This is a genomic window from Idiomarina piscisalsi, from assembly GCF_002211765.1.
Lineage (GTDB): Bacteria > Pseudomonadota > Gammaproteobacteria > Enterobacterales > Alteromonadaceae > Idiomarina > Idiomarina piscisalsi_A.
The window spans coordinates 2173818-2194322 of record NZ_CP022133.1; the positions used below are offsets into that span (position 1 = coordinate 2173818).

The 20505-nt window shown below is 43.4% G+C and carries 21 protein-coding genes; 13 read left to right on the top strand and 8 right to left on the bottom strand.

Annotated features, from left to right (window positions below):
* The first annotated feature begins 31 nt into the window (after positions 1–31).
* The 5 genes from nadC (at position 32) to CEW91_RS10355 (ending at position 4968) form a co-directional block, all read left to right on the top strand.
* Positions 32–889, top strand: a complete 858-nt coding sequence (gene nadC, locus CEW91_RS10325; protein WP_088768874.1) for a carboxylating nicotinate-nucleotide diphosphorylase — start codon at positions 32–34, stop codon at positions 887–889.
* A gap of 86 nt (positions 890–975) precedes the next feature.
* Entirely contained in the window at positions 976–1434 is a 459-nt protein-coding gene (locus tag CEW91_RS10330) for a pilin (RefSeq protein ID WP_088768875.1), read from the top strand.
* A 736-nt stretch (positions 1435–2170) separates the two neighbouring features.
* A complete protein-coding gene (locus CEW91_RS10340; RefSeq protein ID WP_088768262.1) occupies positions 2171–2599 on the top strand; it encodes a hypothetical protein in 429 nt (142 codons plus the stop codon).
* Between the two features lie 442 nt (positions 2600–3041).
* Positions 3042–4184 (top strand): hypothetical protein, encoded by a 1143-nt coding sequence (locus tag CEW91_RS10350; protein WP_088768260.1) that lies wholly within the window; start codon positions 3042–3044, stop codon positions 4182–4184.
* Positions 4185–4224: 40 nt separating this feature from the next.
* Positions 4225–4968, top strand: a complete 744-nt coding sequence (locus tag CEW91_RS10355; RefSeq protein ID WP_088768259.1) for a GNAT family N-acetyltransferase — start codon at positions 4225–4227, stop codon at positions 4966–4968.
* Between the two features lie 96 nt (positions 4969–5064).
* Here CEW91_RS10355 and CEW91_RS10360 read toward each other — a convergent pair whose 3' ends face one another.
* From CEW91_RS10360 to gapS1, 3 genes are all read right to left on the bottom strand, one after another.
* Complete coding sequence (locus CEW91_RS10360) at positions 5065–6228, bottom strand: AlbA family DNA-binding domain-containing protein (RefSeq protein WP_088768258.1); 1164 nt, start codon at positions 6226–6228, stop codon at positions 5065–5067.
* 86 nt (positions 6229–6314) lie between these two features.
* Positions 6315–6680, bottom strand: a complete 366-nt coding sequence (locus tag CEW91_RS10365) for a hypothetical protein (RefSeq protein ID WP_088768257.1) — start codon at positions 6678–6680, stop codon at positions 6315–6317.
* A 383-nt stretch (positions 6681–7063) separates the two neighbouring features.
* Complete coding sequence (gapS1, locus tag CEW91_RS10370) at positions 7064–8695, bottom strand: GapS1 family protein (RefSeq protein ID WP_420038559.1); 1632 nt, start codon at positions 8693–8695, stop codon at positions 7064–7066.
* Between the two features lie 224 nt (positions 8696–8919).
* Here gapS1 and CEW91_RS10375 point away from each other — a divergent pair, with 224 nt between their 5' ends.
* Both CEW91_RS10375 and CEW91_RS10380 read left to right on the top strand, forming a co-directional pair.
* Positions 8920–9150 (top strand): hypothetical protein, encoded by a 231-nt coding sequence (locus tag CEW91_RS10375; protein WP_088768255.1) that lies wholly within the window; start codon positions 8920–8922, stop codon positions 9148–9150.
* Between the two features lie 445 nt (positions 9151–9595).
* Positions 9596–10444, top strand: coding sequence for a hypothetical protein (locus CEW91_RS10380; protein WP_157776074.1), 849 nt, complete (start codon positions 9596–9598; stop codon positions 10442–10444).
* Here the strand turns inward: CEW91_RS10380 and CEW91_RS10385 are convergent.
* From CEW91_RS10385 to CEW91_RS10400, 4 genes are read right to left on the bottom strand one after another with little or no spacing between them, the layout of a single operon-like run.
* Positions 10441–10836, bottom strand: coding sequence for a TetR family transcriptional regulator (locus CEW91_RS10385; RefSeq protein WP_088768253.1), 396 nt, complete (start codon positions 10834–10836; stop codon positions 10441–10443). The genes CEW91_RS10380 and CEW91_RS10385 overlap by 4 nt on opposite strands.
* A complete protein-coding gene (locus CEW91_RS10390) occupies positions 10829–12703 on the bottom strand; it encodes a tyrosine-type recombinase/integrase (RefSeq protein ID WP_088768252.1) in 1875 nt (624 codons plus the stop codon). Before CEW91_RS10390 ends, CEW91_RS10385 begins: the two co-directional genes overlap by 8 nt.
* Positions 12700–14298, bottom strand: a complete 1599-nt coding sequence (locus CEW91_RS10395) for a phage integrase SAM-like domain-containing protein (RefSeq protein ID WP_088768251.1) — start codon at positions 14296–14298, stop codon at positions 12700–12702. The genes CEW91_RS10390 and CEW91_RS10395 overlap by 4 nt, the downstream gene beginning before the upstream one ends.
* Positions 14295–15461 carry a tyrosine-type recombinase/integrase gene (locus tag CEW91_RS10400; protein WP_088768250.1) on the bottom strand — a complete coding sequence of 389 codons (1167 nt, stop codon included), beginning with the start codon at positions 15459–15461 and terminating at the stop codon, positions 14295–14297. The genes CEW91_RS10395 and CEW91_RS10400 overlap by 4 nt, the downstream gene beginning before the upstream one ends.
* A 64-nt stretch (positions 15462–15525) precedes the next feature.
* On the opposite strand from CEW91_RS10400, the gene CEW91_RS10405 reads away from it, so the two are divergent.
* The 6 genes from CEW91_RS10405 to yacG are packed head-to-tail and all read left to right on the top strand — an operon-like array spanning position 15526 to position 20074.
* The gene (locus tag CEW91_RS10405) at positions 15526–16422 is read left to right on the top strand and encodes a GspE/PulE family protein (protein WP_269766175.1); all 897 of its coding nucleotides are present in this window, start codon (positions 15526–15528) and stop codon (positions 16420–16422) included.
* Positions 16415–17587, top strand: a complete 1173-nt coding sequence (locus CEW91_RS10410) for a type II secretion system F family protein (protein ID WP_088768878.1) — start codon at positions 16415–16417, stop codon at positions 17585–17587. Before CEW91_RS10405 ends, CEW91_RS10410 begins: the two co-directional genes overlap by 8 nt.
* A gap of 19 nt (positions 17588–17606) precedes the next feature.
* Complete coding sequence (locus tag CEW91_RS10415; RefSeq protein WP_088768879.1) at positions 17607–18470, top strand: prepilin peptidase; 864 nt, start codon at positions 17607–17609, stop codon at positions 18468–18470.
* Positions 18470–19078, top strand: coding sequence for a dephospho-CoA kinase (gene coaE, locus CEW91_RS10420; RefSeq protein WP_088768880.1), 609 nt, complete (start codon positions 18470–18472; stop codon positions 19076–19078). Before CEW91_RS10415 ends, coaE begins: the two co-directional genes overlap by 1 nt.
* Before the next feature lie 40 nt (positions 19079–19118).
* Entirely contained in the window at positions 19119–19883 is a 765-nt protein-coding gene (zapD, locus tag CEW91_RS10425) for a cell division protein ZapD (RefSeq protein WP_088768881.1), read from the top strand.
* Entirely contained in the window at positions 19880–20074 is a 195-nt protein-coding gene (gene yacG, locus CEW91_RS10430; RefSeq protein WP_088768882.1) for a DNA gyrase inhibitor YacG, read from the top strand. The genes zapD and yacG overlap by 4 nt, the downstream gene beginning before the upstream one ends.
* Positions 20075–20084: 10 nt before the next feature.
* On the opposite strand, the gene mutT is transcribed toward yacG, so the two are convergent.
* Positions 20085–20501 carry an 8-oxo-dGTP diphosphatase MutT gene (gene mutT, locus CEW91_RS10435; RefSeq protein ID WP_088768883.1) on the bottom strand — a complete coding sequence of 139 codons (417 nt, stop codon included), beginning with the start codon at positions 20499–20501 and terminating at the stop codon, positions 20085–20087.
* Between the last annotated feature and the right edge of the window lie 4 nt (positions 20502–20505).

A 20505-nucleotide genomic window follows, 5' to 3' on the forward strand; every position in this document is an offset into this window, starting at 1 on the left:
TCCGTATTGTCTGTAAAAAGGTAAAGCCAATATGAGTCAGCATGAATTGCAACTCGCCATTCAGGAAGGTGTTCGTAACGCGTTGGTGGAAGATTTGTCCGAAAAAGATGCCAGTCTGGACATTACCGCGCAGCTAATTAGCCCTACCAGTCATTCTAAAGCGACCATTATCACTCGCGACAAGGCGGTTGTCTGTGGTGTTGAGTGGGTTAATGAAGTGTTTAAACAACTTGGTCAGGACGTCGCGTTAAACTGGCACGTCAAGGATGGCGATATGGTAGAAGCCAATACCACACTGTGTGACTTAGAAGGCCCAAGCCGCGTATTATTAACCGGCGAGCGCACCGCTCTGAATTTTTTACAGACACTGTCAGCCACAGCAACGTTGACACACCAGTACAGTCGTTTACTGGAAGGCACCAATACGACACTGCTGGATACCCGTAAAACCCTACCCGGCATGCGACTGGCGCAAAAATTTGCGGTTCGCTGCGGTGGTGGTGCAAACCACCGAATTGGTTTGTACGACGCCTACTTAATTAAAGAGAACCATATCATGGCCTGTGGCGGCATCGAGCAAGCCATTAACAAAGCTAAGCAGCTTAACCCAGGAAAAACAGTTGAGGTGGAAGTTGAAAACTTAGACGAGTTTGAACAGGCACTGAAAGCGAAAGCTGACATTATTATGCTGGATAACTTCAGTTTGACCGATATAGAAACAGCTGTCGCAACGAATAATAACGCGGAGCATCAAGCCAAACTGGAAGTGTCAGGCAACATTACCGATGAGCGCTTGGCTGAGTTAGCGGCCACCGGCGTTGATTTTATCTCTTCAGGTGCTTTAACGAAAAACATTCAAGCCATTGACTTATCAATGAGAATTTCCTGAATCCGCCAATAGCTTACAAATAAATACATTCGACAAAATCTGCTTAATAGACGACAGTTTCCTGACTTTTTATCAGGAGCTGTCTTATGCAGGATGCAAACACTCATTACAACGGTTTTAGTCTTATAGAAATGATGGTGGTGGTCGCTATCATCGCGATATTGTCGGCCATTGCTGTGCCGTCCTATACCTATTACACCCAGCAAGCAAAAGTCACGAAGGCGATGGCGCACGCTCAACCCTTTCAATTAGCAATAGCGCTATGTTGGCAAACGGAAGGGCAGTTATCTGACTGCGCACAGGCCGGTCAGAATGGGCTACCGAATGTCCCATCGCCATTACCAGCGGAATTGACTAGCCTCAGTATTGGCAACGACTCTCGTATTAGCCTCCAGTTAGCTTCAGTGACCATTGATGAACAGCCGTTGTCTGTTGAGCTAACATCAGTGCCTTCAAGCACCCATCTGAAATGGCGCATCAGCTGCTCTGATTACCAGCAAAGCCGAAGTGTGGTCAGTGACTGTCAACGAGGTATTGCTCAATAATGTCTTATATTGGATCTTGCCTCACCACAGAGCTCGACTTGGCGTTGCTTGCAAACGAAAATCTAACAGAAGCAACACAAAACAAGCGATTCCTAAAGCAGCACGGATTGACACTACTCACCGAGGGTAGCTCGTGGGTGCTGCTGTCACAGGATCCAGGCCATGACCCCGTTGACTCGGTTTTATTAAGTTTGTTTAGCCACAAACACGCGCTGATTGTCAGAGGTTCCGGTTCATTTTCAGCCCATAAGCCTCTTCAAGAGTCAGCTGTTGAATACGTTGATAGTCTTTTATCCTCATGCGCCGTTGACGGTGGTTCCGACATTCACATAGAGCCATATCAAGGCAATTACCGGGTTAGAATGCGCAGCGGGGGACGATTAGACATAAATTATACAATCATTGTAAGACTTACTTTTATGTAAGTCATTGAAATATTTGACTTCTGATTAAAGTAAGACTTTACTTGTTTTTTCATGACTTTAAGAACCTCTATTTTTTTGCTTCTTCATTAACTTAATTTCCGCTCGACTGAGTCGCCACCGACTTGCTAGATATCGTGTTGTAAGAGTTCAGTTGGAACCGAGGATTACAGATCAAATGTACGCATCTAATGAAAGTCGAAAGCCTGCTATGTGCCAAAAGAGGACATTGGATTTTCTGACCTTACAAGGTAATGTAGCTTGCAAGGGAGCTGATCTCACACGATCGGTACAATACACTCTTAGGAACCGAAATGATTGATGTGCGCGAATCATACAAAGAAATGACATTGCGTATTCTCAGTAATTTCCAGTTACTGGAGCTGACGCTTAAGCTCTATATAGGGCGAGCCTATGAGTTTATCGACTTATCTCTGAATGGTCGTATGCACTTTGATTATTCGATATCAGACGTTGAGAACTTTCCCCTCGAAAGGCTGTTAAATGTTTTCGGCAAGCTAAACGGCAACAAAGAACTCCTGAAGCGCTTGAACAAGCTCAGAGCGCAAAGGAACCATGTGGCGCATGAGTCTCTCATCATCGTAACAGGCTCTGAATACAACAAAGAAGTCGTTCAGGAGAAGCATGGCGAGTTTTTCTACCTTGAAGATGAACTATCCGAATGTCTACAGCTTGTTGTTGAGGAAACAAAAGCCCTACACTTGGGCTTCGTGAAAAAGTAAGGCCTAACCATTCAATGAAGTCTTCTTCAACGGTAAGGTCCCTGTTTTCAGGGAGTACCGTTCAATGTGGGCGCAGTCTGTGAATGTATAAATTGAATCATCCGGTATTCACAAAGTGTCTCAAGACATTTCAGTGTTAGAGGATTTCATTGAGTATGTATTGTCTGGGATTCAGCCCAAAATTCGGGAACAGGTAGAGATTTTCATGCCGCAACGCGACTTAGGCAGGAACAAAGCTAACAATAGCCTCAGGGTTCTTTTTCCTGGCACAGTCGTTGATTTTTTTTGGGGGGTGTAGTGCCCGAAGGTAGGGACGCGAATAGTGATAGTTAAGCAAGATAAGTGGGCGTCGCCAACAAGCTGCTGCAGCGGAGAAATTTCGCTGCGCCCCATTTGCTGGCTGAGCGTTGGCTCTCTACTGTAGATAGCGTTAAGGGAAATTATGAAAACTGTATATGTCTTAGGTGCGGGGTTTTCGATTGATGCAGGCGGTCCTACTCAAGCTGAAATTATCCGTGAAGCCTTTAAGCTGCGTCAGGAACATCGAAATTACTATGATGATGCTAAATTCTCGGAATTTACCGGCTTCCTCAAGGAGCAGCTTAATATATCCGAAGATAAATTCGCTAGCGTAGATTTGGAAGATATTTTTACCCCTTTAGATAGGTGCTTAGGTGAAAGCTCTCAATTCAGAGGAATTGGTTTAGATAAAATAATGAAAGTCCGTGAATCGGTTTTCTATGTTGTTGGAAAGACGATTCAAATATTATTGAATAAAACTGATAAATCGAAAGATTATATAAATGAATTTGCCGAATTCTTAACCAAGAAATCTTCAGTGCGCGCAGACGTTAACTATAGAAGAAAAGATCCAGTAAGTGTGATAAGTACTAATTGGGACATTCTTCTTGATAATTCAATTTATAAGACTCTTCAGAGTAACCCGGAATATGACGGCGTAGTCGATTACTGTTGTTACATAAGCTCGAAAGATGAGAATGATGGTACGGTAAAGCCAGGGTTAGAAAAACTGGGGCAAGGAGGATTTAATGTTAAATTGCTAAAGCTGCATGGTTCACTGAATTGGTTGCAATGTCCTCGATGCTCTAGGCTTTATTCAAAGTTCTCAAGCAAGGAGGCAATGATAAATTATGATAACCCAACTTCATGCCGACATTGCGATAGAAACTTTCCAGAAGAAGGAGGCAACCATACCCTAGCTGCCAACTTGATAATGCCTACATATTTAAAGGATTTATCTAATCCTCAATATCGAATTATTTGGCAAAATGCTGGTATAGAGCTTTCTGAAGCTGATGAGATAGTTTTTATCGGTTATTCACTGCCTTACGCGGACTTTGAAATGCGACAGCTTCTGTCAAGGATGACAAGGAAAAACGCAAAGATTCACATTGTTGACTACCGTGAATCAGAAGAAAGAGAGGAATTAGAGAGTCATTGGAAAAAGTTTTTCGGTAATAGAAACATTACCTTCAGTTTTGGTGGCGCAAAGTCTTTCGTAAAAACATTAATGAATGAAGCTAACAACCCAATGCAGTTAAACGATACCGTGTCGGATGATTGAGAGGTTATGCAATGAAACTTAGAACCATTGAGGCTGGAAAATGAGAGAGTCAGGTTTATCATTTAGATTGGCGACTGAACATGATTTGGAAGCAATATATTCATGGCTTTTAGAGCACGCCCACCGGGATGTGCATGGCTCATTTTTATGCAATTGGGAATTAACGCAGCAAGTTCATGACGACCATCAGCTCTTCGTCGCCACTATCGAGGATGAGCCGGTTGCCTATATATGGGGAAATTTTGGCATACTCGAGGTTCGTGAAGACTTTAGAAAGAAGGGGATTGGAAAAGGGCTTGTAGAATATGCAATGCAATGTGCTATCAGCAATGGCAAAGTGGCTGTTTCCATCGAGTGTAACCCCGAATCGTCTATTCCTTTTTGGGAAAAAATGGGCTTCGAATTCCACAATGAAAACAAGGCGTCATTTGTTTTTGAAAAATCCTTGGATGTTCCTGCCGACGGTTCACCCGTAGACGTAGAGATAATGTTTTATCCAGAACAAGTAAAATGGATTACAGAAACGTTACCGATAAAGTTATATTCCCGAACCGCTGTGCTAGATCACCAGGGCACTATACACCTTCGAAATCGCGTGGCAGCCTATGTGGGGAGTGGAAACTATAACGGCGATGCGGTGATTAAAATATGCGTAGATAGTGAGCCTCTTTATTTTGATAAAGCCAAGTACTCCGAAGCAAGGGCAGTAGGGATTACCTATAACTCAGGCGCCTTTTACATAGACAAGGTGCATTACAAATCATTGCAGCGGAAAAGCCGCTGAATGCTGTGCTAACGTCCCTTCTTGGCACAAAGCCGAAGGTCAGCAATGAGCGAACAGCAGAGACCCGAAAACCTAAGCTAAGCGCCTTGTTAGAAATCACTCGGCCAACTCCATTAGTTCACTAACTGAGTAGTTCTTCGCTTCAGCATTAACATTAATCATCAAATTCAACTTTTCAGGAATTTCAAGATCATCAGAATATATAGTTACACTTGCTGATATTTGGCATGACCGCGAGATCTTAAGGCATAGATGTTCAGAGCATACTAGAGAATCTTTAGACTGCAGCTTCCCAAAGTCAAAATTGGCACGATAACCTTCAGGGATAGTCTTTATGCTTAAATAATAAATGGCAGGCGACATATTTAAATTATGTAAATATGGAATGTCAGTTTCTGCTTTTGGGCGATCCGGTAATTGACGCTCATGAAAAACAGCACTGCCTTCTGGTAATCCTTGGAAGTCCACTACTACTCTTACATCTCGAGCAACCAAATTCCCGTCATTTTTCACCCCGATTTTTAGGGCAAAAAACGATTGCATCTGCCTGAAGTACTCTGCGAATTCAGAGTAATACCCTTTGTTTTTACCTCCTAAAAGAGAAGACGTTATCGCAAGTGGGCGAAATTGGGTTGGATAAGCGGGCTCTCCATATTTCGGAAACTCGTCTTTTCCTGGAATGTTTGCAAGTATTACTGACTGTTCGATACTATCTAGTTGTATTTCATCATGCTCACCACTAACAATAAAAGCCTCTAGTTTCGGTGATTTTTTTACCTCACTATTGTCGCTTGAGCCCATACTTGCTATTTCGTCTGGAAGTGCAATCGAAGTGGATGATCCCCTCCTGACATAAACAGTGTTAGCCTTGAGACTAGAAAAATCCTTTTTAAGAAAAATTGGCCTGCCTTGAACGGGTATCGTAATGAGGGCTACTTTCTTACCTTCCACTTCTGTGGTTAGGTAGGAAAAATGTACTGGCTTATTGATTTTTGACTGAACAAACTGCTGCAATTGAGCATCATCAAGATCATCAGAAATCCCCTCAACTAAAGATTTTCCTCCTTTTATCTCTTTGACTCCGATAAGTATATACGCATCTGAACGCCTCCAGGCATTTGCGAACGCAACAATATCTTTTAGGAATTCAGCCTTTTCCGAGTCCTGAGCCTTCACAAACTTATATTGCTCAGACTTGAAATCAAGAGTGGTGCTTTCTTCTTCATATAGAAGGCTGTCAATAAGTTCTTCAGTGTTCATATACTTCTAACGCCCGCCATAAACGGCCGAGCGAAACGAGGTCCGGTGACCGAAGGGAATGAATGTAATGACTTTGTTAGGCATGCTCACAAGACATACCCTAGGTCACCTGCAAGGGCTCCATATTGTGAATCTCTATACCCAATTGGGTAAGTACTTTTCCCTGCTGGAGTGCGCTTAGCTTCCCCAATTATTTTAAATTCATCCTGTATGGCTTTAGCGTCTTCATTTGTAGAAACGCTTAATAAAAACCCACCACTAACCTTCGTTGCTGCCCACTCTCCGGTCAGATAGGCTTTGCACCACTCAACAAATAGGGCGTATGGTGTAGGAAGCTTTCTACCATTTTTATCAAGCTCTTGACCTTTCGGGAGGCTAGCCGAAACCCTAGCTATGAAAGTAATTCTCTTTGAGTGTTTTCCGACAAAATCGTTCCAACCAACTTTTGCCATCTATGATTCCCTCGTTTGATATGCCTAACGTCTGAAACAGAGGTACAGCTTGCTGTGTTCCAGTGCCTTGATTTGTTATGAATTACCCGGCTCGCTAACCAACTGAGCTAACTTTTGTTTTCGTTATGTCATTGACAGTAAACTACTTAAATACACAGCTCAATAACAAAACGTACAATAACGCAGGGATAGGATAATTGTTTCGTGGTTGATTCGCGCCCGCACTTACTAATGACAGGAAGGCGAGTAGCCAGTTCAGTTAGTCAAAAATCCTACGGTCCGATCCTCGCTCATAGCAGACTGCCCACTTCATGCTAAATGTTATTTGATACATCAGCTTAAGAGTAATCAAAGTTTAGTTTTATACCTTATTATTTTTCATGTCATTTGGACATCAAAAGTACATTTCTAAAATATCTGCTTACACTAATGAATTCGTTTGTTGCTAGTAAAGGATCTACCTTTCCCTTCTTACGCCAGTAGTCAGAGCTGTATTTCCAAACTGATTTTAGGTCTTCATATGTAAAATCAAACGACTCTTGTACTTGTTCGCTACCTATCGGCGAGGGATTTTCTAGTTCCAGTACTTGCCCAAACTCACTGATATACTGCCTCATATCGAATAAAAACTGCTCAGCCTCACGCTCTTTGCAAAAATCTAAAAAGTCGAAAATTGTCTTTTGACTGTTTTGCAACAATTTCATGAGACCTTCAAACTCTGCTATAGCAATATAGAACACATTCTCTAATTCAAATTCATCGCCGATCGCTTCATCAATTGTCGGTCCATAATCATTTCCAAGTAAGTTGCGAAGACGTAGACCGCTTCCAACAAAAAAGTCTTGATGGCTGATAACTAGTATGTAGCGACGTGACCTTGAAACTATGTTTTCGTAGCCTGACTGCTCTAGAGTAGAGGCACAAACTTGAGCTTGAACTAAAGCCCCTATCAGGTGATCTCTTAGCCTCTCCTTTATGCGCCTAGGCTCTTGTGTCGATAAAACTTCTTGTTTGGGTTCAACGGACTTTGCGTCGACGAATAGATTTTTATCATCAGTACTGTAAAAAAAATCAACGACTTTATTGTTTTTCATATCCTCGTCATACTTACCTTTCAATACGTGCTCTGGAACTACGTTAAGGTCGTATTCAATAAACAGTTGGTTGATGTACTTTTCAAACGCCATACTAAACGGTTTTCTAAAGACATTACCGCTGTTATCACAACTCTTTAAAGTTCGCAGGACAAACTCACATAAACCAATACATGCAATGTAGGAATGAGTTGTTGATATTCCTGACGGAAGTAGTAAAAGCGGCTTATCAAAAAGTAATGACTCCGAGAAATACCTTTCGGGGCGCGCAGGCCCAGCATGTGCTTTTCTAGACCTCACTATTTTTGACAATGTCTCAAAATCACCTCCCACCATACTTAGAAATCTAGCAAGGGTATCCAAGCTATAGCTTGGGTAAAGCTTAGTTAAAATGAACTCATACGTAATTTTGCTTTGTTTTTTTTCTAAAATGTTGCTGAAAATTACAGCGAAAAATAGGGAGAGCGTGAAGAAATCCTTAAGCTTTATACCTGTATTTTTTTCGAAAGCCTGAATCGGTTTCGGACTTGTGTTGTAATCCATTAAGATAAGTCGCATTCGAGATAGAAAATAGAGGTGAGTAACCTGACCTGATTGAAACCGCAATTGCTGAATCATGAAAGGACGCATTGTGAGCAGTATGTTTTTATCATCTTGAAATTGGAGAGCCTCATTTTGAAGCTCCCATAAGTCGTTTAGCAACTCTGATACCTTCCTGGAGTCTGCGTTTCGGGCGCCTCGCGCTTCATCTACTTCTAATATGAACTCCAGCATGATACAGCTTAACCAAGGGAGGCTCGCTTCCTCTACAAATGATGAATCTGGCGAGTGCAACCTCTTCATTAAATTTTCGATGAGAGAGGACCTAGTAAATTTTGATAGCCTACGCTTTATCGCATTGACTTTATTCGTGAAGCTCATGGGTGCCGTCTAAGTCCTAACTGATTTTTATGACTTCTAGATTGCTATAAAACCCAGAGCCAAGCAAACAAACTTCAGTCAGGAAACGTTTTAAAGTCTGTCCGCTTTGAGCGAGGAGCAGAAGTTCGATTTACTAAATCGCATACTAGGTTAAAGATTGCTATGGTAGGTCTGACGCAGGGAAAGTGTTGACGAATATCACGTTTTACCATCGAGGAGTATTCATGAGTAATGATTCTACTTGTCCGGAATGTGGACGCTCAAACTTGTACCTCAGCAAGGATATCTCGTCTGGAGGCGGCTATGCCCCCAACTATCTGCCAGGACTGGGCTCTTTTCTTTCGAGCGCCAAGTTCAGAGTGGTTGTGTGTGTCGACTGCGGACTTACTCGTTTCTTCGCCAGTAAAAAAGCGCTTGATAAACTTCCTGAGTCAAACGAATGGAATAAGCTCTGATGCATGGTTCAAACGTTAACGTCCGCTGTTGGCACGAAACCGAAGTTCAGCAACGCCCGAAAGCGGCTGTTGGATTTGTTGGCATTACACGGTAATCTAGTTTTCATAGCTCAAAGCCTGACGAGGTCCAGCTAAAACATTGTTAAATTACCTTGGAAGCGACATGGAGCACCTTCACTTAGACATTTACGACTCTAACCATGAAGAGCTATGCAGACTTTACTGGGAGGTTACCGACGAGGGTAAATTTTTGCTCAAAGTTTCTGAAGTAGCCAAAATGTTCGGAGTCAAACAATCAGATATAACAAAGATAGTCAAAAGTTCCTGTGTAACGTACTCACCCAAAACTCTATGCTGCGTATGCAAAAAACCAAGGAAGTTTGCATCCCGAAGTGAGTATCAAGCAAGTAAACCTAATCTCAGTTGGGAATGCAGTTACTGTAGTGTGGAAAGAGAACTTTCATTAGATGAAAAGAAACGTGAACTGCTTGGGAGATCTCTTAAAACAGCCTTATTAAATCCGCTAAATACTGATGAAATCGGATTTATGAGTGCTACTTTTTTCTTGGCTTTAGTCAGATATTCAGCAAATGAAAACTTAACAGAGATTAGTCCCCTCAGCGTTCGTCAAAAGGGCTTACTTAGTCCTCAATTTGATTTCGACATCAAAATAGTCAAGCACCTGTATCGAGAAGGAGTTATAGCTATTAGCCCTCTTTCGCCTTTAGATGCATTAGAGCTAAATGAAGATGGAGGGCTCGAATTTTACCTCGATCAAGTCGCATGGGAAGTACCGCTCAAAGATGATGATTCACTCTCAAAGGTTATAACTAGGATTGAGAAAAAGTTTGAGGAAATGGAATACATAGACAGCGAGTACGAGTCAGTAAAAGAAATCTGCCAAGAGCTTTGTCTACTAGAATGCTTGGAATATCTAGACCACGTTATAGAAGAGCATTATCTAAGCTTTAAAGTGGGGGAGAAGACGAAGTTAGTTTTGAATAGTGCTCTCGAAAAATTTTCAGTCGCTCAAGTCTATAATTTCATATGGCGCGCGGCAAAGGATGCTGCTGCATTCTATCTGCGATCTGGTGTAACCCGAATTCATGCTGCAAATACAATTGTTGGGAATATCCAAAAACAATACGAACGAGCGCTTGCAAACGGTTGGGATGTAAAAGCGTTTAGTCGCAATTATAATATGCCACAATCAATCATCAGTCAGGTCGTATTTAACTTGGCGCTTAAAACAGATGACGGCGGCTTTAATCAGCAAATAGACAAAATAATTTAACTTACTCCGTTGCCAATTTTTACAACGTTACCGCTTCTCAATTCAGCTTTTAACTGAGCATTTTCATTATTCAGCGTGGCGTTAATAGAAGTCAATTTACATATGTCTGATTCAAGCTGCTCTATGTATTCTCTAAGCTCTCTGTTCTTCGTTTTCTCAGACTTTAGCTTTTCATTTTTTTCATCCCGTTGAACCTTATGCGCTTTACCGGTGATTTCGCGTACCTTTGCTGCTATTTCTGGATAACGGTTATGAATAGCAGAGTCCGAGACGCCTGCTTCTTCTGCAAGCGCAGAGATGCTAATTTTGCGTTTTTTATCGACCACCTTAGGTCTGCCATGTTTGAGGCGCTTTAGAGCGTTCTGGAGTTCTTTTTCGGTTGAACTAACCATTAGACAATACCTTTTTCACTTCATCCCACAGACCAATATCCTTTAACACACGTTCACAACGCTCAATGTCTCGCTCTACACGTTGTTTTCCTGCCTCACCTATATCATCTATCTGCCTTAGCTCTATTTGTTGCATGTAGACACCTTTGAAATACGCACCATGGCGATTTTTCTCAATAATGGACTCCGAACAATCGACACAGGCAGTTCCCTCTATTAACGACCGGCCACCGCATCCTGCGTTATCAGATGTACACCACGAATGTCCCGTTGAACGTAAATGAACGGTATCTGAAATATGCTCTGCCATTTTTGCACGGCTATCAAAGGTTTTCACCGCTTCATTGCTTGAACGATATGAAATGAGCTTATTAGCAAGCCCGCCTGTAATGATCGTATCCTCATCTAAAAATTCTTCAACGCGAGCGACTTTGTAATTTTTTATCTGTATCGCAATCTCATCATAGAGCTCTTCGTCTTGGCTATTATTTGCAGAATAGAGTAAGGTCATATCCATTCCCCAATGCTTAAAATGTTGCTTAAGGTAGCGTAAGTCCCCATAAGCCGATCGGGCCACATAGACAGCAAAGGTGCGTCTAAAGCGGTGAGCGGTCAATCCCTTCACTTTTAATACATTACCAAGAGCTTTTAAACGCTTATAAAGAGCACTGCCAGTAATCACATTCACCTGGTTGCCCTGGCTCGGTGAACTAGTTAAAAAAAGATGATGTTTGAACCGTTCAATTTTTAATCCACGTGGGTCATGCGGGTCTTCTTTTAATAATGTCGATTGCTCGTGTAATAACCGCTCCTGAAATGGTTTGACATAGGCCTTTTGTACTTCAATCGCTTTGATCACAATCTCCGGCACCAGCCACTCGGTATAGCCTTCACCGGTTTTTCTGGAGTGGGACTTCAACCAATAATAGATATCCTCGTCATTATCTTCAATTCGATACGCATCGGTTTCAATAGCGCATAGTTCGTGAGCGCGAATACCACTGAATGTCAGAATAATGATGGCTGTTGCATCGGGAATACTTTCGTGTGAGCTGTTAAATTCTCTCAGCCCGGTGTAGCCTTTGGGTTTGAGAAAACGATTGCTGATGGCATTCATTATACTCGTTTCCGAATTAATGGTCTTAACCAACACACCTCTTTCGCGCGCTATTTCTGCTTGAAGCTTTATCAGGTCACTCGCCTGATTTAAAACCTTATTGCAATGGTTAATTAAAACCTTTAGCTCACCATCAGGTATGATTTTGGTTTTGGCAATTCGCTTACCTTGCCCCATTGTGCCGGCGAGGTAACCTGCTGAACTATCAACCCAGGGGTGCTCAAATGCCCATTGCGTGCCATTGAGATTGTGATAAAGACGTTCAACCGCTGAAAACCTCTGCATTAGTGCACTTTTAGACAGAGGCTTTTGGGTCTTTTTAGAGATGGTTTGCTTGCATTGATGAACATAGTTTGCACAATGCAGAGCGGTTATCGCTGCGGTGCTTTTCACATTAATGATGGATAAATAATTCAGAAAGGGTTCTAAAAATATGAAAGCATTACACAAAGTAAACCCTGATGGGCTGTGCTTAATATCATAGTGCTTTAGGGCGAATTTTACTGCATCGACAAACTGACTCGGTAGGGTATAGAAACGGAGTTTTTTTCGGCAATCTTTTACATTCGATGGAAAGCGCCCATCTTCTAACCGCCAGGTATTATCTCGATATTGACTGATAACCTGATACGTCCCATCGGGAAGCTGGTAAGACGATACAGGCAAGGCCAGAAGCTGGGCATTATCCATTTCATGCAATTTTTTAGGTCGACAATAATCGATAGCACTGATAGCCAGGACTTGGCTCATGCGACCTCCTCTAACTGACTGCGATGCTTCCATGCCGAATGAGGATTGACGTGTGCTTCAGCTTTGATGGTTTGCACATACACTTCATCAAACTGGGAGGCAATGTCTCTGTCAATGATACGAATTATATGCGCAAAATATCGACTCCAACGCTTCGCTCCAACTTGGTCACGCTCATGCACAATTAACCAGTAGAACGAGAACAGGCGATATAAGTCTTCTTTTGTTACCACCATATTTCGACAGCGAACACAGCTGAGAAAGTTGGTGCAGTAGATTTTTTTTCCATGCTCGTCTAAACGCTTTGAGGAGTCTGAGCATTTGGACACGGGCGTGTTGTTTTCAACAACCTCAACATTAATAAGTAACTCTTCGGTACGCACCTTGCCCATATAGTTGAAGTTTTTTTCTGCTTCTTTTGGGGCTTTGAGATAGTGGGTTTGCGACACTTTAACTGTATGGTTAGACAGTGCGGCGGTCACAAAAGGGTCACCACCGGAGAGCTCCCATATTCGGTTTTCAAAGGTCTTTCTAAAGCGTGAAACATTGACTTTCAGTGGGTCTCCATTGTCGTTTTTAAGTCCCTTTTTTTTGACCCACTTTAGGATATTATGAGATAGTCTAGTAGCTTCTAAAGTGGTGATTTCAACATAATTACTGTTCGCGTCTGGACGATAAGTAAACACTAAATCCGTACCGCTTTGCACTCGCACCGATTGGTTCATTTCAATAATATGCTGAACCATAACCGCAACATCTGCCAGAACCGTTTGCACGTTCTCTACACTAGATGAGCGACGAATACTCTGGATGTGAGTCGCATTTCCACGACGCTTATAAAGAACCAGTAGTTTGCGGTTATCCTTGAGTGGATGTGCTTGGATTGAGTCGGTGGTCATCTCCAAAAGCGGGGTGGTGTTCATTCCGCTGCGAAGCGCAATTGCCATTATAAAAATGGTTAGCTCATAACTCGTCAGTGGCTGACTTTTTTCAAGGATATGGTTCACATCGACGCGAAGCGCGTGAACCAAACGTTTACGCTCAGCTTTAGAAAAAGCAGGTTGTCCCTTTTTCTTTCGATTGGAGTTCGGAAAGGGGTTTTTGGGGAAATCGAAACGTTCAAGCCACCCTATTTGCTGCATTTTGACTAAAATAGATTTTATGTGGGTGTATTGGGTTCTAGCACTCACACTGTTAGGGGTATGCAACTTCATATGTTGAATGTAACACTCAATCAACTCAACGTTCACATCTGACAGTGTTAAATCCCGACCTAGTGCCTGAGTATAAATCTTTAAATAGTCGGCAAAGTATTTGAATCCACTTCTGCAATAACCTGATATCGTGCTCGGCTCTACGACTGACTCAGACAACATGATGTCAATGGTTTGCTGCATGGCGTTGGTAATGGCGTCAAAGCCTCGCCCATAGTACTTGGTAAAGTCGTAACTTCTAAGAGAACTATAATTTTTCGGCAAGGATAGGACTTTATTTTCAGGGATACCGGACTTTAAAATAGGCATCGTCATCAATACACCATCTTGGTCTTTGACCGGTGCTGATAGGGCTTGTTTAAAGTTTTTGCGCTTTTTCATGCTAAAGCCTTCGCTTCTTCACAGATTAGGTCAATATCCTGCTCATATTCAGTCATCAAGTCACCTTCTAGATCTTCAAGGTAATGCAGATAAACTTGGGTGGTGATAATACTTGAGTGCCCTAAGCGGTCTTGAACATAAACCAGCGGGTCTCCACGATAATTCGGGTTGTTTCCTAATCCATACAGCTTAAACGTAGCGTAGGTGTGACGTAGCTTGTGCAAGCTAACCTCTTTCCGCCCAACAATCTTTTTCAATTCGTTATTAAGTATTGTGCCTTTAACCGAATACGGTTGACCAAACCGGTTCAATAGTAAAGCCTTCTGGTCGCTGACTTCATTTATCATAAGCAGATGATTTCGCTCATGAAGCTTGTATTGCCAAAGTTGCTCATACAAACCTATCGGGATATGTATGGTGCGCTCTTTATTGCCTTTTGTACCGCCTTGGCCACTTTTAACTACCATGTCTTTAGAGCGCAGAACCACGGGCACTATCGCCTTGCCACGCTTTGCCTTTGGGTCTTGAATATAGCTATCCGGAAAAGTGAGCAGCTCTTCTTTACGCATTCCGGTTTGAAGGGCTAACCTATAAATTAAATGCTGAGAGATAAAACAAGGGTGATTCATTAAAGTCTTGACTTCTTGTTTCGTCAAAATCTGCAAAGCAGCTACTTTCTCTTTCAGCATCACATTGGCAGTGCTCTTCTGATTACCTGACTTATCGGTATGAGCCCAAAAACCTTTTTGCTTATTAATAACAACCGTTTCAATGTCATAAGGCACACACTCAACCCAGTGCTTTCTATAAGCAAACTGATAAAATTGAATAATAGTTCTTAAACGTCCATTGATAGTTTTAGACGATAGTCCGAGGCTTACCGACCAGTCTCGATAAGCAGCAATTACCGAGTGCTGAGAAGTAGCTAATCGTGAACGCCAATCTAAGCCGCTTCCTTCCAGGTAACCAAAGTAGTCATAGAGATCCTGTCCGTACCGCCACCATGTATTTTTACTTTCGACCCTTCCTCTCGTAATGCAAAAGTAGATTAAAAACTGATGAGCTTCTCTCACCAGATTCATTTCAGAGTCAACAATCAAAGGGAAGTCTTCGTAGGAGTGCCCGTGTAGTCGGAAGTCTGTTGTTGCCTTAATTAATCTCATAAAGAACGTATAGTTAAGTATATAATTCAACTATACATTGATAGTAAGGAATTAACAGCTACATATCACAAAAGATGTCCTCAGTGTCTCGTTCGCCAAACAAGTGGTAGCCCGTATTAAGGTGATGGCTGATCTCGACTTGACGGAACAGCCGTTACCACAGGACGGACGCCTTACCGTCACTCAATCATCGACTCGACAATACCTGGAATTTCGTTTGAATTGCTGCTGCGTATTGAACGGAGAAAAACTGGTTTTACGTTGCCTTAAGTCCTCTGAACACATTTTACCCTTAGCAGATACCGGATTAATGGCCTGTCAGTACCAGAGCTTTCAGCACGCATTGTCACAATCTCAAGGGCTTATCATTGTGACCGGGCCTACCGGCAGTGGGAAAACATCAACTTTATATAGCGCATTGAAGTCTATCAATGTTCAGACGCTCAATGTCTGTACCGTAGAGGACCCCGTCGAGACACCTTTAAACGGATGCACGCAGCTTATGGTAAATGAGCGCAAAGGGCTTTCGTTTGCGTCACTGTTACGAGCATTACTGAGACAAGATCCAGACGTGATTATGGTTGGTGAAATTCGGGACGCGGAAACCGCCCAAATTGCGCTTCAGGCCGCACAAACCGGACACCTTGTTTTAACAACAATGCATACCAACGGTACTCTGGAAACATTGGCACGTTTGAAGTCACTTGGTGTCAATCCATTAGACATTGCCAGTGCTTTAAACCTCATTGTCAGTCAGCGCTTGCTTTCATTTGAACGGGGACACAATAACATTAGGCGACACGCTATTTTTGAAATTCTTCCCTGGCAACCGCAAGCCCATGCACTACTTAAGCCCGGATCCTCCGATACTGACAAGGCCAACTATTTACAAGATTTAGGCTTGCCCAGTTTCGAACAGGCTAAAACCTACTGGGAAAATCAGGTGAACCTTAATGACTAAAACGACCGTGATGCGTTGGCGCTGGAAAAGCTCAGACAATAGCGGCCTGATACACGCGGCCAGTCAATTGCAGGCGGTAAAGCGACTCTCAGACAGAGGCCTGCGACATATCACTGTTTATCATGAACATTTCATAAAAACACCGGCGCCAAGCCGCAAAGAATGGCTGCAAACAATGAGTCAGTGGCTGGAATTGCTCAATTGCGGCCTACCGTTGCCTGAAGCATTAAAGCATAGCATTCATCGTCATTCCTCTCGCTCGATGAAATGGCTGGTTAATGACTGTCAGGAAGCTATTGAGCAAGGCCATCGATTGTCCAGTGCCCTGCACCACTACTCAGACTGGCTACCGTCTTCCGATTTGCAAACCATTGAGTGGGCTGAGTCCAGTGGACAATTGACGCAAGGGATACAAAATATACTCACGCTAAAGCAGCAACAAATGGCAATGAAGGAACAGCTGACAAAAGCGCTTCGCTATCCACTTATTATTGCTGCAGTAGCCTGTGCTGTCGCCCTATTGATGATGACCTGGGTACTGCCACAATTTGAAAAGCTATTCGGTAGCACAGGATTACCGGCACTCACTAAAAACGTATTAGCGATATCGGCGTTTTTTGGTCAACATGCGCTTGTGTTTATCGGAGCTCTTTGTTTGATGTACGTAATGACAAAATTGGTTCGACATTATTGTCCCGCATTCTGGCGACGGATGACGCTCAAGTTGCCAATTTATCGCCAGCTCCTCACTGGTGCTCGCGAACAACAAGTATTTTATCAGTTAGGCTTGTCCCTCGACGCCGGGATTGACGCTGTAAATACGCTACGGCTTACCACGAACAACCTCAATTGTCCGGTTTACAAAGCGCAACTCGAGCTTATTGGTTACCATCTGCAACGTGGTCTGGGATGGTCACAGGCGTTCAACCTGTCGACCTTAAACTCGGCGAAGACCATGAGTTTGATTCAGGCGGCAGAGAAGTCCGGGCGGATAGCTCAAGCATTTAAGCAGCTGGGATCTTATCAACAAAAACAACTCGAGATTTATACTGAGCGACTATCAACCTACGCACAGCCCTTGCTGATGCTTATTTTAGGCGGCATTATAGGCACTCTTTTAGTGGCAATGTACTTGCCGTTATTTTCACTGGGTGAACAATTTTAATGAAGCAGGACGCTATCAAATGACCGAATTATTCGCCGCTCACACAACGGCTATGTTGCTCTTGTCCGTCGTATTAGGAGCTGTTATTGGCAGTTTTTTAAACGTTGTTATTCACCGTTTGCCTATTCAATTGCAGCGGCAATGGCAACAGGAGTGCGCTGAAGCAAATGGCACGCCTCATGCACAGATGGAGCCCTTTAATTTAGCTTTTCCTGCTTCACATTGTCCAACGTGCCAATCCGCTATTGCTTGGTATGACAACATTCCTCTTTTAAGTTTTCTGTTTTTAAAAGCCCGTTGCCGTCATTGTAAGACGCCCATTTCAATCAGCTACTGGTTGGTGGAAATAGTTACTGCAGTTAGTTTTGGTTTTATCGGTTGGCAATACGGTATCAGTCTACCGGCACTGTTTTACAGCGCCGTTGCCGGACTGTTGATTTGTCTTTTTGTTATCGATTTACATCACAAGTTACTGCCTGACGTACTCAATTATTCGTTGCTTTGGCTCGGGCTACTCTGGTCTCTTAGCGACCAGAGTCCTGTAACACCTGAACAGTCAATAGTTGGCGCAGTTATCGGCTACCTTGCCTTATGGTCGGTTTACTGGATCTTTAAGCTGCTCACTAAAAAAGAAGGTATGGGCTATGGCGACTTCAAGTTACTGGCTGCCTTAACCGCATTTACCGGTGCGACAGTGTTACCGGTTACCGTATTAGCCGCTTCTTTATGCGGCGCGGTAATAGGGGTTATTTATATAAAACTCAGTGGCCGTGCTCAGCCGATTCCCTTTGGTCCTTTCTTAATTGGTGGTGGGCTCATTAGTTATTTCTGGGGGCACCAGCTGTTATACGCGTATTGGTCCTGGCTGGGGGGAACATCGTAATGACGTACGTTGTTGGTGTTACCGGCGGTATTGGCAGCGGAAAAACAGCGGCGACTAACGAGTTCGAGCGTCTTGGCATTGTTGTCGTCGATGCCGATAAAGTTGCTCGTGAGGTTGTCGAACCCGGCTCTGATTGCCTTGAAAAAATTCGTGAGCACTTTGGCGAAGCAATGATTCAACCTGACGGAAATTTGAATCGCAAAGCACTCCGTGAAAAAGTCTTTAGTAATCACACCGAAAAGGAGTGGTTGAACAAACTGCTTCACCCGAAAATTCGACAGAAAATTCTCCACCAATTGAATCACGCAAACTCTGACTACGTCATATTGTCGGCCCCTCTCCTGCTGGAAAATGGTTTAGACAAGTACTGCGACCGTGTGCTGGTTATCGATGTGCCAGAGTCGCTGCAAGTTGAGCGAACTATTGCTCGTGACGACACCTCTGCGGAGCAGGTTGAGGCCATTTTGAGCGCTCAAATGACCCGTGACCAACGCCGCCAAACAGCAGATGACATTATTCTCAACGATACAACGTTGGCAGCACTTCACTCGCAGGTTCAGGCTTTACATAAGCAGTATCTGGAAGCAGCCATTGCACACGGAGGCTAATGCGCTATTATAGGCGCATTACCCTTTACTTACTGACACTATGGCGTTCACGGATAACCAGCACATTATTTATGAATATCCGCTTCAGGAGCGTGTGCGCACTTACCTAAGACTCGAACATGGCTTTGAGCAGCTCAGCGTCAGTAAAGGCTTATTCCAACAGCAGCCGGATGCATTTTTTCAGTCGCTCTTTTCTCTCAGTGACTTACTGGAGCGCGTCGACATTCGAACGGAATTATCGAAAGATCTCGAGGCACAGCAGCAGCGACTTAAACAATGGGAACAACACCCGGAAGTTGACAGACAAGCACTGCGAGCCACCATTCAGGAAATTGATGACTGCCAGCAGTTTTTACCCGATATCCCAAAAGTGTTACGCGAAATTAAAGATGACGCGCTACTTGCCAGTATAAGACAGCGCTTCAGCCAACCGGGTATCAGTGGTCTTTTCGAGCTACCACAACTGCAGCTTTGGTTAAATCAAAACCGTAATGCTCAACAACAAGCATGTGATAGTTGGTGTAACGCCTTTAAACCTATCGAAAAAGCAGTGCAGCTAAAGCTGACGTTAATGCGTGAACAAGCCGCTTTTTCTACCCTGACACTCACCAGCGGCTTTATGCAGGAGAGCTCAGAACAGCCTCTTGCGATGCTAAGAATTAAAGTACCTAAAGAGGCTTCTATTTATCCGGTTATTAGTGGGCATCGGCAACGCTTTACGGTAAGATTCATGCCCTTGCCGGGTGCCGGTTCCAGTCAATCAATTCAATCTGTTCAATTTGAAATAGCCAGGTGTGCGCAATGAGTTTAACGGTCAACTGCCCAACATGTGAAACCGAAGTCGAGTGGAAAGAGACCTCAGAATTTCGTCCGTTTTGCAGCGAACGCTGTAAGCTGATTGACTTAGGCGAATGGGCTAACGAAGAAAAGAGTATTCCGGGAGAGCCTGCCCCTGTCGCCAACGATGACTACATTAACGAAGGCGACGGCTTCTGAAGCCGTCTATTTAATACGCATTCATCGACTGCATGATACAGTCCACAATGGGTTGGTTTGCATCAGGGAACTGAAAGGCATCTAACTGGTTTTTATCAACCCAGCACCACTTTTGCCCCTCCAGTTGAGTGGCTTCGCCATCGTAAGACAGTATCCACCAAACATCTAATAATACCCGCTTATCGGAATATTGATGTTCGATAACCGTCAACGGAGCCATATCGGTCACATCAATACCGCATTCTTCTTTAAGCTCTCTGACTAACGCTTCCTGAACGCTTTCGTCTGACTCCACTTTACCGCCGGGAAATTCCCACTTACCGCCCTGGTGCTGCTCCGGTAGACGTTGTGCAATAAAGATTTCGCCATTCGAATTTTCTATAACTCCCACCGCGACATGCACAGCGGGAGATTTTTGGGTGGTCATATTA

Coding starts and splice junctions, on each gene's coding strand:
- CEW91_RS10375 (WP_088768255.1), top strand. CDS start 8,920: ATGAGTAATGATTCTACTTGTCCGGAATGTGGACGCTCAAACTTGTAC.
- CEW91_RS10410 (WP_088768878.1), top strand. CDS start 16,415: ATGACTAAAACGACCGTGATGCGTTGGCGCTGGAAAAGCTCAGACAAT.
- CEW91_RS10400 (WP_088768250.1), bottom strand. CDS start 15,461: ATGAGATTAATTAAGGCAACAACAGACTTCCGACTACACGGGCACTCC.
- CEW91_RS10360 (WP_088768258.1), bottom strand. CDS start 6,228: ATGAACACTGAAGAACTTATTGACAGCCTTCTATATGAAGAAGAAAGC.
- mutT (WP_088768883.1), bottom strand. CDS start 20,501: ATGACCACCCAAAAATCTCCCGCTGTGCATGTCGCGGTGGGAGTTATA.
- CEW91_RS10365 (WP_088768257.1), bottom strand. CDS start 6,680: ATGGCAAAAGTTGGTTGGAACGATTTTGTCGGAAAACACTCAAAGAGA.
- CEW91_RS10350 (WP_088768260.1), top strand. CDS start 3,042: ATGAAAACTGTATATGTCTTAGGTGCGGGGTTTTCGATTGATGCAGGC.
- coaE (WP_088768880.1), top strand. CDS start 18,470: ATGACGTACGTTGTTGGTGTTACCGGCGGTATTGGCAGCGGAAAAACA.
- CEW91_RS10340 (WP_088768262.1), top strand. CDS start 2,171: ATGATTGATGTGCGCGAATCATACAAAGAAATGACATTGCGTATTCTC.
- CEW91_RS10390 (WP_088768252.1), bottom strand. CDS start 12,703: ATGAGCCAAGTCCTGGCTATCAGTGCTATCGATTATTGTCGACCTAAA.
- CEW91_RS10330 (WP_088768875.1), top strand. CDS start 976: ATGCAGGATGCAAACACTCATTACAACGGTTTTAGTCTTATAGAAATG.
- CEW91_RS10395 (WP_088768251.1), bottom strand. CDS start 14,298: ATGAAAAAGCGCAAAAACTTTAAACAAGCCCTATCAGCACCGGTCAAA.
- CEW91_RS10415 (WP_088768879.1), top strand. CDS start 17,607: ATGACCGAATTATTCGCCGCTCACACAACGGCTATGTTGCTCTTGTCC.
- CEW91_RS10355 (WP_088768259.1), top strand. CDS start 4,225: ATGAGAGAGTCAGGTTTATCATTTAGATTGGCGACTGAACATGATTTG.
- nadC (WP_088768874.1), top strand. CDS start 32: ATGAGTCAGCATGAATTGCAACTCGCCATTCAGGAAGGTGTTCGTAAC.
- CEW91_RS10385 (WP_088768253.1), bottom strand. CDS start 10,836: ATGGTTAGTTCAACCGAAAAAGAACTCCAGAACGCTCTAAAGCGCCTC.
- zapD (WP_088768881.1), top strand. CDS start 19,119: ATGGCGTTCACGGATAACCAGCACATTATTTATGAATATCCGCTTCAG.
- gapS1 (WP_420038559.1), bottom strand. CDS start 8,695: ATGAGCTTCACGAATAAAGTCAATGCGATAAAGCGTAGGCTATCAAAA.
- yacG (WP_088768882.1), top strand. CDS start 19,880: ATGAGTTTAACGGTCAACTGCCCAACATGTGAAACCGAAGTCGAGTGG.